Origin of the sequence: Marinomonas transparens (assembly GCF_016463975.1) — a bacterium.
In the GTDB taxonomy this organism is placed as follows: Bacteria; Pseudomonadota; Gammaproteobacteria; order Pseudomonadales; family Marinomonadaceae; genus Marinomonas; species Marinomonas transparens.
This window is the reverse complement of sequence record NZ_JAEMNX010000001.1, coordinates 221,331-234,298: the sequence shown is the minus strand read 5'-3', so window position 1 is coordinate 234,298 and position 12,968 is coordinate 221,331. Positions and strand designations below refer to the sequence as shown.

Sequence of the window (12,968 nt, the reverse complement as noted above, 5' to 3'; positions counted from 1 at the left end):
TAGCTTGTACAAGAGGCGTTATTTATTCCTCTAGATCAATCAAAACAAAATACCCATAAAAACAAAACGCTGTTTTGTTTTTATGGGTTTCCTGCTAGTGTGTCTACCTATATGGAAAATGTCTGGCAGACTTTTCTCCATATTCCAATTAATAAAAATAAAAACCTGACATGGAAATACACACAGTGAACTTACTAGGTGTGCGTATTTTCAGTGTTTCTGGAGGAAAAAATGAAGAAAAAAATTCTGGTGGCATCATGCCTCGCAGCTAGCTTAATGGTAGGGTGTTCAAGCATTGGTGTGGGCGGTTCCCATGCTGATATATCGAAACAAATTTTACCGCCTAATGATGGCTGGGCTGCTGCTGAAGGCCCGGTTACTGGTGGTGCGAGTGCAGTGGATGCGCATATTTATACTGTTAGTAGTCGTAAAGCTTTTGTCGATGCTTTGAAAGAAGCAGGTGACGCCCCTAAAATCATCAAAATCAGTGGAACCGTTAACTTATCCTCCGATGACCAAGGTCGTGAGCTAACGGAAAAAGATTACGCCGTCGCACCTTATAACTTCGAAGATTATAAAAATGCTTATGCACCATCGGTTTGGAATATCAAACCACTTATTAAAAAACGTCCAAACAGAAAACTGACGGGCCCCTTAGAGGAAGCTCGTAAGGCCTCCCAACAAAATCAGAAAAATCAAATCGTGATAAAGGTTCCATCTAATACCAGCATTATTGGTTTGGGGGACGATGCGAAAATTGTGAAAGGCATGTTGCTTATTGGCAAGGGTATAGAAAACGTGATTATTCGAAACATCAGTTTTGAAGATGCCTTTGACTACTTCCCAGATTGGGATCCAGGTGACAGCTTTAAACTGGATGCTAGTTATCCAGGTTGCCAAGCGGAATATGTGAACGCAAACACGGGACCACAAAAATGTCGTGGTGGACGCTGGAATTCTGAATACGATTTAATCTCTATTAGTGGTGGTAAACGTATTTGGATTGACCGTTCTACTTTTTCTGATGGTGATCGTCCAGATTCGCTCTTTCCACCTGTGTATCCTTTCCCTCAAAATGAAATTACGCAGAAAGTTCAGCATCACGATGGTTTGATCGATATTACTAATCAGGCTGATCTCGTCACCATTTCAAACAGCTATTTCCATGATCATGATAAAGCATTTCTGATTGGCAATAGCGATAAAAAGACGGCAGACACGGGCTACTTACGAGTAACACTACACAGTAATTATTTTAAAAACGTTGGGCAGCGTATGCCCCGTGTTCGTTATGGTAAGATCCATTCTTACAATAACTACTTTGTCGGTAATGCCGAAGGAGACAGCATAGGTGATACTGCATATGAGCGTCATGTGAACTCGTTAAAAAATAAGCCTAAGCATAATATTCTTCGTCAAGCTCTGGGGGCGGGGAAAAACTCTGCTATTTATTCAGAGGCTAATGTTTTTGAAATTGAAAACGGTACACCTGCAAACGCAATAGGTCACATGAAGGGCAAAGTCGCTTTTGATAAGGGTTCTATGTTCAATGGCAAAATGATTGATATCATTGCCGAAGCCAACAAAGTAAACAGCAAAAAAACCTTGTCTAAAGACGTAGGTTGGACACCAACGCTATATGGCCCAATGCCAGTACTTCCTGCAAGTGAAGTAATTGAATATGTTAAGAAAAATGCAGGTGCAGGTAAGCTTTAATGCTTTAGCCAAACCTGTATGAATGCAAAATGCCGACGCTAGTTGTAGCGTCGGCATTTTTTTGTCGTAAGGAAAGTAAGCACTTGGTATCTTAGACAAATTTACCTAGTTACTATTAAACGGATTAAACGGATTAAACGGATTAAACGGACGAATGATTTTTGTCTTTCTTAGAAGACCACTACCACAATACAGTAAGCATAAGGAAATACAGTGACCATCACCTCAGGAATTGCATTGTTTTTTGCACTATTATTATCCGCGGTTATCCCTGGACCAAGTGTTTTAGCGGTAGTTTCGAGGTCCATGTCGCAAGGACTGAAGCAGGGACTTTTGGTTGTAGGGGGCGTATTAATCGCAGACTACATCTATATTTTGTTAGCGTTAACTGGCCTATCGACTGTTTCTTTACTCCTAGGTGATTTCGCTTCGCTGATTAAATATCTTGGTATCGCTTATCTATTTTGGCTGGCTTATGTGACTTGGAGCGCTGATGTGTCGGGCTCAGAACTTAATCAACCGACTCACCAGACGGGAAGATCGAGTCTAATGGCGGGTGTGTTTACCACCTTAGCGAACCCCAAAGCAGTTTTGTTTTATATGGGGTTCTTTCCTGCCTTCATCGATTTAACCAGTATCACTGGTTATGAGATTGGCGCTGTCTTTCTTATTTCTACCGTCGCGGTCGGTGGTGTGCTCAGTGCTTACGCTTGTGCTGCGACAGGGGCAGGAATGATCTTTAAGGGCAGCAAGGCCAAACAGTTATTGAATAAAGTATCTGGCGGTGTGTTAGCAACTTGTGGTGTTGTTTTGGTGATAAAGAGCTAGGAAGGGTGCGAATAACTCTACTAAGCCTTTGTCTTTCAGATAAATCGTCAAATAAGGCGCGACTCAGAACGGTCCGGTTCCGGTTCCGGTTCGCTGAGTGTGGTTTAAAAGAGTAATTTTTGTCGTGGTGGCCGAAAATTTTTACAGGCTTGGTAATGAAGAATGTTTCATATGAAACAATGACCTAAATATAAGCCTGTTGTTAATGAATAAATTCAGCCAACAACCACAATATAGATTGTTTTTAACTCAAGCATACTGGCTAGATAGGTAGGGTTTTTCTGATATAAGAGTTACTTATTGGCATTAATTAACACTAAAGTGCCTTGGTTAGATTGAAGGCTATCGGTATTGTTAGGTGAGGCAAAGGAAGGCCAACGGACGCTCGTTCTAGGTGAATTTTCCTTTAAAAACATACATCAATGTGATTATTGCCCTATGGGCACGAGTAATGAAAATACTAAGGAGTTTAAAAATGACGGAACATTCTATTGAGTTTTTAGGGCAAAAATTCTCTTACCCTTCTACTTGGCAAGGGGCGTTTTCGATATTGGTTGTTTGTGCTTCCGCTACCATCTTAGCGGTGACATTATCGCCAGAACAGATCGAGTCGATTGGCGTGGCGTTTGGTACCGAATCAGACAAACAGTTTAATGATGAACTTATTATTATTCAGGAAAAGCTTAGTCAGGAAAATGCGGTATTGAAAGCCGAAATTTCTAGACTAACGCAAGTCGCGAATATCCCAGTGTCAGAAAAACAAGCTATCGCCTTGAAGATTGAAGCATCAGAAAAAGCAATCGGTGATGCTTATTCGAAGGCCATAGAGACACAAATGGAGAGACAGGAAACCATCAGCACGGTTGTTCCTAGTTCTAATCTACAGCAAAGGGTCATTAGCTTTGAAAAGGCGCAATTAGAGCAACAGATAGGGTGGTTACAGCAACAGCAACAGCAGCAATAACTCTATCGCGCCGCTGAAACTTATGTACGCGAACAAGGTGTGTTGCGTCTAGTGATGGAAGTCCGCATAGAACTGATCGAAAACCAACAAACCTTTGCGCGCTTTGGTTTTGTTAAAACCGCCGAAACATCCCATGCTGGCTACGACAGACCCACTTCTGTTGTGATGGAAAAGATGTTGCTTTAAACAATCGAGAAAAGGGATATTAGGATGCAAGAGAAAGCCTATTTAGGCAGCTGTCACTGCGGTAATGTGCAATTCAAAATCATCACGGATGCACCAGAGCTCACTACCTGTGACTGCTCTATTTGCATCAGAAAAAATGCTTTAATGGTCAAAGTGCATGAAACCAAATTCGAGCTTATCAAGGGCGAAGACAGTCTGACTGAATATCAATTCCACACCCACACAGCACGACACTTCTTCTGCAAAAGCTGCGGCATCTACCCTTTCCACAGAAAGCGTGTCTCACCTGATTTCTTTGGGATTAATGTTCATTGCTTAGAAGGTTTTGAAATAGAAGGTATTCCAGTAAGAGCGACCCTTGGTGCGGGGATGGCGTGAGATAAAAGAGTCTGTTCATATCTTCCATCTTGAGTGATACTTCGGATAGTAAAGGCTGTTAATGTTATGAAAACAGAGCTAGTGACAACACTAAAAAGACAGGCGACTAAAATTTTAGCAGACCTTCATCAGACAAAAGAACCTGTACTTATTACAGAGCATGGCCAGCCGTCTGCGTACTTATTGGATGTCTCAGACTATGAATTTATGCTTGGCCGCATGGAAATATTAGAAGGTATTGCTCGTGGTGAAGCGGCGATACAAGAAGGTCGAACGCTGTCTAATGACGACGCTAAGGAGAGAATGTCTAAATGGCTCAAGTAATATGGACGGAACCAGCCCTTGAGAGCCTAAATGAACTTGCCGAATACATTGCATTATTTAACCCTCATGATAATCCAACATTTTAAAACCTCCGATGCAAAAGCCATTGCCGACCTTTTCCATGGCTCAGTGCATTCCATCAGCTTAGAAATCTACTCAAAAGAACAACTAGAGGCATGGGCTCCAACGCCACCAGATTACGCTATGTGGAAAACAAGGCTTGAGCAAACCAAGCCGTATGTGGCAATGATAGGTGACGTCATTGTTGGCTTTATCGAACTAGAATTAGATGGTCATATAGATTGCATGTACGTACATAAGGACTATCAGCGCCAAGGTGTGGCGAAGGCGTTATTTACCTATGCCCGTGATGTTGCAATAAAAAATGGCTGTAAGACTATGCATGTAGAAGCCAGCATCCTTGCTAAGACCTTCTTCGAGAAAATGGGTTTTGAAGTTCAGTCTAAAAACATTGTTGTAAGAAACCACCAAGAACTGATTAACTATTCTATGAATGATTCTCTAAAGCCCTAATTATCAAACCTCTCCTGCATTAATCAACATGCCCTGTGGGCTCGTATCGAATAACAAAACTCGGTTTAAATCCACGGATAACGAGATATGTTCTTGGCGTTTTACGTGGGAACGTAGGTCGAGTCTGGCTTTAGCGTCTTCGCCACCGAGTTTGAACATGATCTCTTTGTCGAAGCCGAGATTTTCTACCAGATCCACTTGTATTTCGTTGAATTCAAATAGGTTATCACTGGGTGATGATAAGGCGCTGTCTTCAAAGAAGTCTGGGCGAATGCCGACGAGTACCGTGTCGTGTGAGCTTAGGTCGTGCATGTCGACGTTGGCGATTTTTGTTGCTGGAATACGGTAGTGGTCGAATACCAGATCGTCGCCTTCTATTTTGGCTTCGATTAGGTTCATGGCGGGTGAGCCGATAAAGGTCGCCACAAAGGTATTGGTCGGCTGTAGGTAAATGTCCATCGGTGTGCCGACTTGTTCCACTATACCATCGCGCATGACGACAACACGGTCGCCAAGGGTCATGGCTTCTATCTGGTCATGGGTCACGTAAATCGCGGTCATGTTGTACTGGTGCTGGATTCGAGCGATTTCAGTACGCATGTGATGGCGCAGTTTGGCGTCTAGGTTAGACAAGGGTTCGTCGAACAAATACACGTCGGCATCACGGGCTAGAGCTCGTCCCATGGCGACTCGTTGGCGCTGACCGCCAGACAAGTCTGCAGGTTTGCGATCCAAGTAGTCGTTGAGTTTGAGCATTTCCGATACGTCGGCGAGCCTTTGCTTAATGGTTTCCGCGTCAGCACCGGATTTTTTTAAACCAAAGACGATGTTTTCTCGCACCGACATGTGTGGATACAAGGCGTAGTTCTGGAACACCATGGCGATGTTGCGTTTGTGCGGTGGCAAATCGTTAATGGCACGGTCACCGATTTGGATTTCCCCTTGGGTAATGTCTTCCAGCCCTGCGACCATGCGCAAGGTGGTACTTTTACCGCAACCACTTGGGCCAACCAACACGACGAACTCGCCGTCTTTTACTTCTAAATTTAGGTTCTTCACTATCGGCAAATTGCCGTAGGATTTATTGACGTTTCTTAAGATCACAGAACTCATATCTTTCTCCTCAAAACTACTGCGCTCGGTGATACTTCGTCAAAAGCTCGCTCAAAATGCTCATTTATAACTATAAACTCCGCTTTTTCGCTCACTTTTTCCTTGTCTGACCTTCGCTCGTTACGTTTTGTGATTAATGTATGTTACTAGCCTTTTACGCCTCCGTCGGTTAACCCGCCTGACAAATGTCTATTCGCCAGCATGAAGCAAATCACCACAGGCAATAGGGTCAACATGGACGCGGCCATGATGCGATCCCAAATGGCATTTTTAGAGGTAAACAGGGTCTGTAATGCCAGCGGTAAGGTTTGGAAATCTTGATATTGTTTTAAGAACACGGAAGCGAATAGATACTCGTTCCATGCGATCACAAAACAATAAATAAACACGGTAAATAACATGGGTTTTGATAAAGGCATGATGATGCGCCAGAAGGCTTCCACCCTTGAGCAGCCGTCCATCATGGCCGCTTCTTCTAACGAGAAGGGAATGGTTCGGAAGTAGTTACCCAGCATGTACATGGCGACGGGTAAGGTCTGAATCAGGTATATCAAGAACAGACTTAAAATCGTGCCGCCGGCACTGGAGGCCAAACCCACGTTAACGCTCATTTGATAGAGCGGCACCATTAGCAAGACACCGCCAACCATATAAACAAACAGTACGCCGTTTGCCATCAGAGATTGTGCCGGGAAGCGTAAACGTGCAATGGCGTAGGCGGCGAGTGATGCCAAGAAGGTCGAGCAAATTCCTGTTATAAAAGAGATTACAAAGGTATTTAACATATAGCGCCCGAACGGGAAGACATCGCCACCCGAACTGAATTTAGCCAACAGCATTTGTTTCTTCTCGGCAGATAACGCAGGGTTGTCGAGTAAGCGTTGGATACTGGCTGGCACATCGACTTCTTTCGGTGGCATTAAACCGAGTAATTCCTTATACGCATCTAAGTGCAATATGCGAGGGATCAGTGATGGGTTTCCCCAATCTATTGGGTGTTTTAATGACGTTGAAAGGATTTGTAAAAATGGAAACACGCAAAAAATCACTAAGGCGAGTACCAAGCTATATAAAATCACAGACTGAAGAGGAGTACGTTTATTCATCATAATTTTTACCTACCACTTGAGTACTTTGCGAACGTACAGCCAAATCAAACCGACCAATACCAGTAATTGAATCACCGAAATAGCCGCCGCACCGCCTTGATCCACTATTCCCGCAAAGGCTTGGTAATAGGTGAAAATAGGCAAGGTTTCGACATTGGGTGCGAGTAAGTACACATCTTCAAAACGGTTTAAGTTCCATATAATACGCAATAAAACCACGGTGGCGATGACGAATCGTAACTCTGGTAAGGTCACGTGCCAGAACCGCCCCCATGCGTTTTGGCCGTCTATGGCAGCTGCTTCGTACAGATCTTTCGGTACACTTTGTAACTTGGCAAGTAACAATAAATACGCGATTGGGAAATGCTTCCAGATATCGAACAAGATCACCACGAACAAGGCGGAATCTGGGTTACCGATTAAGTTTTCCCTTGTGTCAGTCAGGTGCAATACATCTACTACCACATGGTTATAAATGCCGTTCACCGGATCAAAAATAAACTGCCAACCAAACACCACGCTGATAACCGGCGCAAAATAAGGCAAGAGAATCAAACCACGGGCGAGGTTACGAAACCGAAACTCTTGGTTCATCAAAACGGCTGCGGCTAAGCCTAATACCGTGGTGCCGATTACCGTGCCGATTAGGTAAACAATAGACACACCCACCGAATGGTAATAGCGCGGATTGCCAAGTAAATCCGTGTAGTTGTCTAACCCGACAAAGGTCTTATCGCCATTTAGCTGTACATCAAAAAAGCTTAGATAGATGTTGAACAAAATGGGGTAAATCACCAGCAAGCCGATAATCCCTACCGCTGGCGCGACCAGTTTGAGACCGAGTTTGGCTTCGTTTTTCACTAGTATTGAAGACATATCGACTTCCCTTATTTAAATCTAACCCCACCCTAGCCCTCCCCTTAACAAGGGGAGGGAACAGATCACTGCGCCTCTCCTATAAATAAGGAAGGGGAGCAAGTCACCTCATCTCTTCCAGAAACAAGGCAGGGCACAAATGTCTGCGTCTCCCTTAAAAAGAGGAGGTAACAAATTCCTATTCCTCCCTTTACAAGGAGAGGGAACAAATCATTGCTCCTCCCCCTTCTCAAGGAGAGGGAACAACTTATTGCTCCTCCCCCTTTTCAAGGGGGAGGCTGGGAGGGGGTTAATTTATTTACCCATGATGGTTTTCATTTCCGCTTCCGCACTGTCTAGTGCTTGTTGCGGATCTTCGTTTTCAATGGTGACGTCGTAGATCATTCTCGGAATGACAGACTTGGCAAAGATGGCACCAGACGCAGGGAAGGTTTTGCCCTTCACAACTGAGAAAGAACGAATGTCATCGAAGCCAGAGACGATCTGCTTCATCTTATCCGCACCGTAGAGTTTGAATACACCATTTGGATCGTCCAGATACGCAGAGTCTTCGGCGATGCCTTTTAGCATTGGGTTCATACCACCTGGTGCCATGTGCAAGAAGGTAATGTAGCTGGCTGGGTCATACATAAACTCGATGAAGTCTTTGGTCGCTTTAGCATCAGCAGCACTTTTTGTTTTAAGGGCAACGAGACCAGACAAGGTGCCATAAGACGCTGCACTTTTATGGCTGATGATAGGCGCAAAAGCGGTGTTTTTAACCAATTCAGGGTCAAAGGTGCCGCCACTGAGCTCTTTAAAATTCTCAGATGAAAGCGAACCTTTTGCGACTTCAGCTAAGGCTAGGTCATCCATGATGTAGGTAGAGTAGAAGAACATGCCCATTTTACCCTGTAGGTAATAATCACGGGCGCGCCAGTTTTGTGGCCCCGGAGGGTTGTACTTGGCGAGTTCTTTGTAATAGTTGATGGTTTCTAGTGTGGCTGGGCTATTGAATATCAGCTTGCCCTTGGCATCAAACTCGGCGGCGTTGTTAGACAAGGCTAATTGGGTGAAGACTTGTTCCGTGTAGCTGTCTTGTTTGGTACCGACCAAAATACCGTATTGATTGTTGGCTTTGTCAGTTAACGCTTTGGCTGCGGTTTCGATGTTTTCCCATGTGTTGGGTGCTGCTAGGCCTTTTTCATCAAACCAATCTTTACGGTACCAAATACCTTGAATCCAGCCGTGATATGGCAAGCCGTAATAATTGCCAGTAGGAGAAGTTAGTGTCGTTAGTGCGCCTTTGTGGAAGCGCTGCTTGCCAATGTCGTTGATCACACCTTGGTGGGTTTTAGTATCAACTATGCCTTCTTCACCTAATGCCATGATGATTTCGGAATTGACTTCAATAAGCTGTGGTGTCGTTCCCGCAGCAACGGCGGCAGCCATTTGCGTCGCCATTTCGTTTTCATCAACACCAACGACTTTAACGGTAACGCCATCGTTTAAGGCTTCAAACGTACTGGCGAGCAGTTCGATGGTTTGTAGTCGGTCCGATTGGGTTTGTGCTGTCCAAAATTCGACCGTAGCCGCATTGGATAATGGGCTGATTAGGAATCCGTTTACCAGTACAGCACTGGCGACGAGCAGAGATTTTTTCATTGTCGTTTCCTCATTTTATTTTTATACGAGTTTTCCGAACTGTTTGGGCTAAAACCCTGTTTTCACCACTCCCGGTGCTAACACAACCTGCAAATCTTTTACTGGCGTTCCCTTGATGCGCGATACCATCATCTTGGCAAGTTGCTCACCTATTTGTACCGGCGGCGCTTGCTGAATGCTGGTGATCCCCATACTGGCAGTTAGCTCATCGACGGGTGTATCACAACCAATCACACTTATTTGTTGTTCGCTATGGTTCAGTCGTGTGTTGTGTAATCGCATGACCGCCAAGGCGGCACTGCGCGCGCTGGTGCTGGTTAGGCAGATCAGCGCGGTGATATCTGGGTGCTGGAGTAGAAACTCGGCACAGGCGAGGTAACTCTTTTCCTCATCAAAGCCGACTTCTAAACAATGTTCGGGAGCAATGGACACCCCAACTTGATCGGCGGCGTCTTGAATACCGCGTCGTCTTTGTTGGGCGAAAAAATATCGCTCGCTTACCGATACCACACCAATCTGGCGATGGCCTTGTTCATATAGACGGGTTAGGCTTAATTGGCCGACTTGGTAATTATCCAAATCTAACCAAGCAAATTGTGCCGCCCGTTCGGTGCGTCCGTAACACACAAAAGGCACGTTGAGTTTCAGTAAACGATGGACTTTTGGGTCGTTGACCCGAGTGCGAAGGAGCAAAAAACCGTCTTGATCGCCTGCTTTTACAAGGCGTTCAAATTCGCTTAATTCCTGCTTGCCCGTATCGATTGCCACCACTTGCAGTAAATAACCTTCTGCTTGCAGTGCGTGTCGAGTTCCGGCAAGAACCTTCGAAAGAATGGTGTCGATATATTGCATGTCTTGGCTTGGAACAATTGCCGTGATGACACGTTTAGCTTGTACCCAATGAGCTGTGTCGGCACCTTTAAGTTGGTAACCTTGTCGCTCAGCCTCTTTTAAAACGCGTTTCTTAGTACTTGGACTTATATCTGGGTAATCATTTAGTGCCCGTGACACCGTGGATACCGAGAGCTCCAATTGGGTCGCTATCTCTTTGATCGACATATGTGAGACCTTTGCACAACTACTGCGCTTGTAAATACGGCGTTAAAAAGGGATTCGAAATGCGCATTTATTATCCATAAACTGCGCTTTCTCTGCCATTTTTGCCTTGTCTTTTCTGCGCTCGTAACATCGTGAAAAGGCCTCAAATCATTTAAATACACCATTCTTATTCTTATCACTGTCCATCATTTAAAGCATCTTTAAACGCTTTAACCGTGCATTTTGTGACCAGCAATAAACGACGTTAAGACCGAAAATGTTTCGATGCAATGGTTAATTTTTGCACCCTTTTGATGCGTTTTTAATGGGGGATAGGAGGTCTTACTTTGCTTGATCCTGTTATTTTGTTTTTAAAACAAAGATATTTTTCGAAGGTTTAGTTATTTGTTCATTATGTTGAAAATACGTGTGTCACAACTTACTATCGAGTTATTCAAATTAGTCTGGTGTAGTTCCAACTCCATATGAAAAATTCAATAAAAGCAGTCGATGTGGACAGGAAGCAGAGAACAATTGAGGTGTTATTTAACGATCCTATGGTTTCTGCCGCTTTGGCAAGGGTAAATGTGTTTGCTATTGATCATTACCCTAATGGGCGACGAGTCTCCACATCTTTAATATCTGCTGAAGATTTTGCTGCTCAACCTTCTTACGATCCTTTAATGTGGTTGAACTATGTTCATCCTGAAGATCGGGAGCGAGTTCGCTCAGCATGGGAAACCATAGTACATGGTGAAAAAGATGTTTTTGAAGCTGAATATCGTTTCTTGGTTGGAGAAGAGTATCGCTGGATTGCCAATAAAGGCACCATAGTTTATCGGACGGAAAGTGGCCAGCCAGAACTTTATCTCGGAGCAGATCGGGATATAACGGAAGAGCGTCGATTGCGCCAGTTGTTAGAAGAGGAAAGGGAGCATCTTGCTCAGCTTGTTATCAGTGATGACTTTCTTAGTATCCCTAATCGACGTTATTTGGAAACGAAACAGGCACAGTTTTTTTGTACCAATGGCCGCACGCCAGTGGCTGTGTTGGTATTAGATATCGATAACTTCAAGCAATTAAATACCCATTTGACCCATCATGGTGGCGATGCTGCGTTGCAATCGGTTGTACGTAAAATTCAAACTTGCTTGCGAGACACGGATATTTTAGCCCGTTATGGCGGCGATGAATTTGTGTTGATATTTCCTCAAGCGACGGCTGAATATGCTCAGGTTACGGCACAAGGCATCTTAGATGCGGTTCAGGGTATCGATTTGCCTAAGGTTAGTGACATGTCTATTTCTGTCAGTATCGGTCTTGTCCATGGTTGTCCAACCGAAGGGCAAGATTTTTGGAGCTATTTTGAAGATGCTGACAGTCTGCTTCTTCAGGCCAAAAAATTTGGTAAGGCTCAGGTGCAGAGTAAAGTGTTCTGCTAGATCAAGGAAAATTTATAAATAACTTGGCTAATTCTGTGACCAGAACTATCTTTAAAGCAGGCTAAATCCATGTATTTAGACGCAGTTAGAGCCACTTTAGCTACTTTTATAAAAATGAATACTAGGCAGACTTATGAAAACGATGACCTGTAAACAACTGGGCGGCGCTTGCGATAAAGCATTTCACGCTAACTCATTTGAAGAAATAGCAAACCAGAGCAAGCAACATGGAATGGCGATGTTTCAGGCAAAAGATGAAGCGCACTTACAAGCTATGAGCGACATGCAGGCACTCATGCAAAAGCCAGAAACCATGGCCGAATGGTTGGAACGCAAAAAACAAGAATTTGAAGCACTGCCTGAAAACTAGAGCTTTTAAATATGAAGTCTGATGTTCAAGCAAAATTAGACAGTTATCCCGAGCATATAAAGCCTTTATTGTTGAATGTGCGGGAACTTATTTTAGAGATAGTTGAAGAGCAAAATTTAGGCGACCTTGAAGAAACGCTGAAATGGGGGGAACCAAGTTATTTGGTGAAAACGGGTAGTACAGTACGTTTTGACTGGAAACCAAAATCCCCTGAGCAATATTGCCTCTACTTCAATTGCAAAACCAAACTGGTTGATACCTTCCGAGAAATCTATTTCGAGACCCTGCAATTTCAGGGCAATCGAGCAATTGAATTAAGCATCCATGACCCCTTCCCCACCCAAGCCATTCGACAATGTATAGAACTGGCGTTGAAATACAAAAAGGTTAAGCATTTACCCTTGCTGGGGGCTTAACCTTTTGCTCTCTGTTGGTATGTTTTTCTT

The 12,968-nt window shown here is 44.0% G+C and carries 15 protein-coding genes; 10 read left to right on the top strand and 5 right to left on the bottom strand.

Annotated features, from left to right (window positions below; all coding sequences use genetic code 11):
• Positions 1-231: 231 nt before the first annotated feature.
• The 7 genes from I8J31_RS01115 (at position 232) to I8J31_RS01090 (ending at position 4,930) form a co-directional block, all read left to right on the top strand.
• Positions 232-1,716: a pectate lyase family protein gene (locus tag I8J31_RS01115; protein WP_199466344.1), complete on the top strand. Its 1,485-nt coding sequence runs from the start codon at positions 232-234 to the stop codon at positions 1,714-1,716.
• A 213-nt stretch (positions 1,717-1,929) separates the two neighbouring features.
• Positions 1,930-2,544, top strand: a complete 615-nt coding sequence (locus I8J31_RS01110) for a LysE family translocator (RefSeq protein ID WP_199466343.1) — start codon at positions 1,930-1,932, stop codon at positions 2,542-2,544.
• 475 nt (positions 2,545-3,019) lie between these two features.
• The gene (locus tag I8J31_RS01105) at positions 3,020-3,508 is read left to right on the top strand and encodes a hypothetical protein (protein WP_199466342.1); all 489 of its coding nucleotides are present in this window, start codon (positions 3,020-3,022) and stop codon (positions 3,506-3,508) included.
• Positions 3,509-3,559: 51 nt separating this feature from the next.
• On the top strand, positions 3,560-3,694 hold the full coding sequence (locus I8J31_RS20965) for a hypothetical protein (RefSeq protein WP_267905874.1): 135 nt from the start codon (positions 3,560-3,562) through the stop codon (positions 3,692-3,694).
• A 24-nt stretch (positions 3,695-3,718) separates the two neighbouring features.
• The gene (locus I8J31_RS01100; RefSeq protein ID WP_199466341.1) at positions 3,719-4,072 is read left to right on the top strand and encodes a GFA family protein; all 354 of its coding nucleotides are present in this window, start codon (positions 3,719-3,721) and stop codon (positions 4,070-4,072) included.
• A 66-nt stretch (positions 4,073-4,138) separates the two neighbouring features.
• Positions 4,139-4,396: a type II toxin-antitoxin system Phd/YefM family antitoxin gene (locus I8J31_RS01095; protein ID WP_199466340.1), complete on the top strand. Its 258-nt coding sequence runs from the start codon at positions 4,139-4,141 to the stop codon at positions 4,394-4,396.
• A gap of 30 nt (positions 4,397-4,426) precedes the next feature.
• The gene (locus I8J31_RS01090) at positions 4,427-4,930 is read left to right on the top strand and encodes a GNAT family N-acetyltransferase (RefSeq protein ID WP_233402523.1); all 504 of its coding nucleotides are present in this window, start codon (positions 4,427-4,429) and stop codon (positions 4,928-4,930) included.
• 3 nt (positions 4,931-4,933) lie between these two features.
• Here the strand turns inward: I8J31_RS01090 and I8J31_RS01085 are convergent, their stop codons facing one another.
• The 5 genes from I8J31_RS01085 to I8J31_RS01065 all read right to left on the bottom strand — a co-directional run bounded on the left by I8J31_RS01085 (position 4,934) and on the right by I8J31_RS01065 (position 10,731).
• Positions 4,934-6,043, bottom strand: a complete 1,110-nt coding sequence (locus tag I8J31_RS01085; RefSeq protein ID WP_199466339.1) for an ABC transporter ATP-binding protein — start codon at positions 6,041-6,043, stop codon at positions 4,934-4,936.
• Positions 6,044-6,189: 146 nt separating this feature from the next.
• Complete coding sequence (locus I8J31_RS01080; protein WP_199466338.1) at positions 6,190-7,152, bottom strand: carbohydrate ABC transporter permease; 963 nt, start codon at positions 7,150-7,152, stop codon at positions 6,190-6,192.
• A 9-nt stretch (positions 7,153-7,161) separates the two neighbouring features.
• Positions 7,162-8,028: a carbohydrate ABC transporter permease gene (locus I8J31_RS01075; RefSeq protein ID WP_199466337.1), complete on the bottom strand. Its 867-nt coding sequence runs from the start codon at positions 8,026-8,028 to the stop codon at positions 7,162-7,164.
• Between the two features lie 294 nt (positions 8,029-8,322).
• Entirely contained in the window at positions 8,323-9,672 is a 1,350-nt protein-coding gene (locus I8J31_RS01070; protein WP_199466336.1) for an ABC transporter substrate-binding protein, read from the bottom strand.
• 48 nt (positions 9,673-9,720) lie between these two features.
• Complete coding sequence (locus tag I8J31_RS01065) at positions 9,721-10,731, bottom strand: LacI family DNA-binding transcriptional regulator (RefSeq protein WP_199466335.1); 1,011 nt, start codon at positions 10,729-10,731, stop codon at positions 9,721-9,723.
• A gap of 464 nt (positions 10,732-11,195) precedes the next feature.
• On the opposite strand from I8J31_RS01065, the gene I8J31_RS01060 reads away from it, so the two are divergent.
• From I8J31_RS01060 to I8J31_RS01050, 3 genes are all read left to right on the top strand, one after another.
• A complete protein-coding gene (locus I8J31_RS01060) occupies positions 11,196-12,152 on the top strand; it encodes a GGDEF domain-containing protein (RefSeq protein ID WP_199466334.1) in 957 nt (318 codons plus the stop codon).
• A 133-nt stretch (positions 12,153-12,285) separates the two neighbouring features.
• A complete protein-coding gene (locus I8J31_RS01055; RefSeq protein ID WP_199466333.1) occupies positions 12,286-12,522 on the top strand; it encodes a DUF1059 domain-containing protein in 237 nt (78 codons plus the stop codon).
• A gap of 11 nt (positions 12,523-12,533) precedes the next feature.
• Positions 12,534-12,938 (top strand): DUF1801 domain-containing protein, encoded by a 405-nt coding sequence (locus I8J31_RS01050; RefSeq protein WP_199466332.1) that lies wholly within the window; start codon positions 12,534-12,536, stop codon positions 12,936-12,938.
• Positions 12,939-12,968 lie beyond the last annotated feature (30 nt).

Excerpts from the sequence above, each read along its gene's own strand:
- I8J31_RS01095 (WP_199466340.1), top strand. The coding sequence starts at position 4,139 with ATGAAAACAGAGCTAGTGACAACACTAAAAAGACAGGCGACTAAAATT.
- I8J31_RS01060 (WP_199466334.1), top strand. The coding sequence starts at position 11,196 with ATGAAAAATTCAATAAAAGCAGTCGATGTGGACAGGAAGCAGAGAACA.
- I8J31_RS01085 (WP_199466339.1), bottom strand. The coding sequence starts at position 6,043 with ATGAGTTCTGTGATCTTAAGAAACGTCAATAAATCCTACGGCAATTTG.
- I8J31_RS01090 (WP_233402523.1), top strand. The coding sequence starts at position 4,427 with ATGAACTTGCCGAATACATTGCATTATTTAACCCTCATGATAATCCAA.
- I8J31_RS01100 (WP_199466341.1), top strand. The coding sequence starts at position 3,719 with ATGCAAGAGAAAGCCTATTTAGGCAGCTGTCACTGCGGTAATGTGCAA.
- I8J31_RS01075 (WP_199466337.1), bottom strand. The coding sequence starts at position 8,028 with ATGTCTTCAATACTAGTGAAAAACGAAGCCAAACTCGGTCTCAAACTG.
- I8J31_RS01105 (WP_199466342.1), top strand. The coding sequence starts at position 3,020 with ATGACGGAACATTCTATTGAGTTTTTAGGGCAAAAATTCTCTTACCCT.
- I8J31_RS01070 (WP_199466336.1), bottom strand. The coding sequence starts at position 9,672 with ATGAAAAAATCTCTGCTCGTCGCCAGTGCTGTACTGGTAAACGGATTC.
- I8J31_RS01065 (WP_199466335.1), bottom strand. The coding sequence starts at position 10,731 with ATGTCGATCAAAGAGATAGCGACCCAATTGGAGCTCTCGGTATCCACG.
- I8J31_RS01115 (WP_199466344.1), top strand. The coding sequence starts at position 232 with ATGAAGAAAAAAATTCTGGTGGCATCATGCCTCGCAGCTAGCTTAATG.
- I8J31_RS01050 (WP_199466332.1), top strand. The coding sequence starts at position 12,534 with ATGAAGTCTGATGTTCAAGCAAAATTAGACAGTTATCCCGAGCATATA.
- I8J31_RS01080 (WP_199466338.1), bottom strand. The coding sequence starts at position 7,152 with ATGATGAATAAACGTACTCCTCTTCAGTCTGTGATTTTATATAGCTTG.
- I8J31_RS01055 (WP_199466333.1), top strand. The coding sequence starts at position 12,286 with ATGAAAACGATGACCTGTAAACAACTGGGCGGCGCTTGCGATAAAGCA.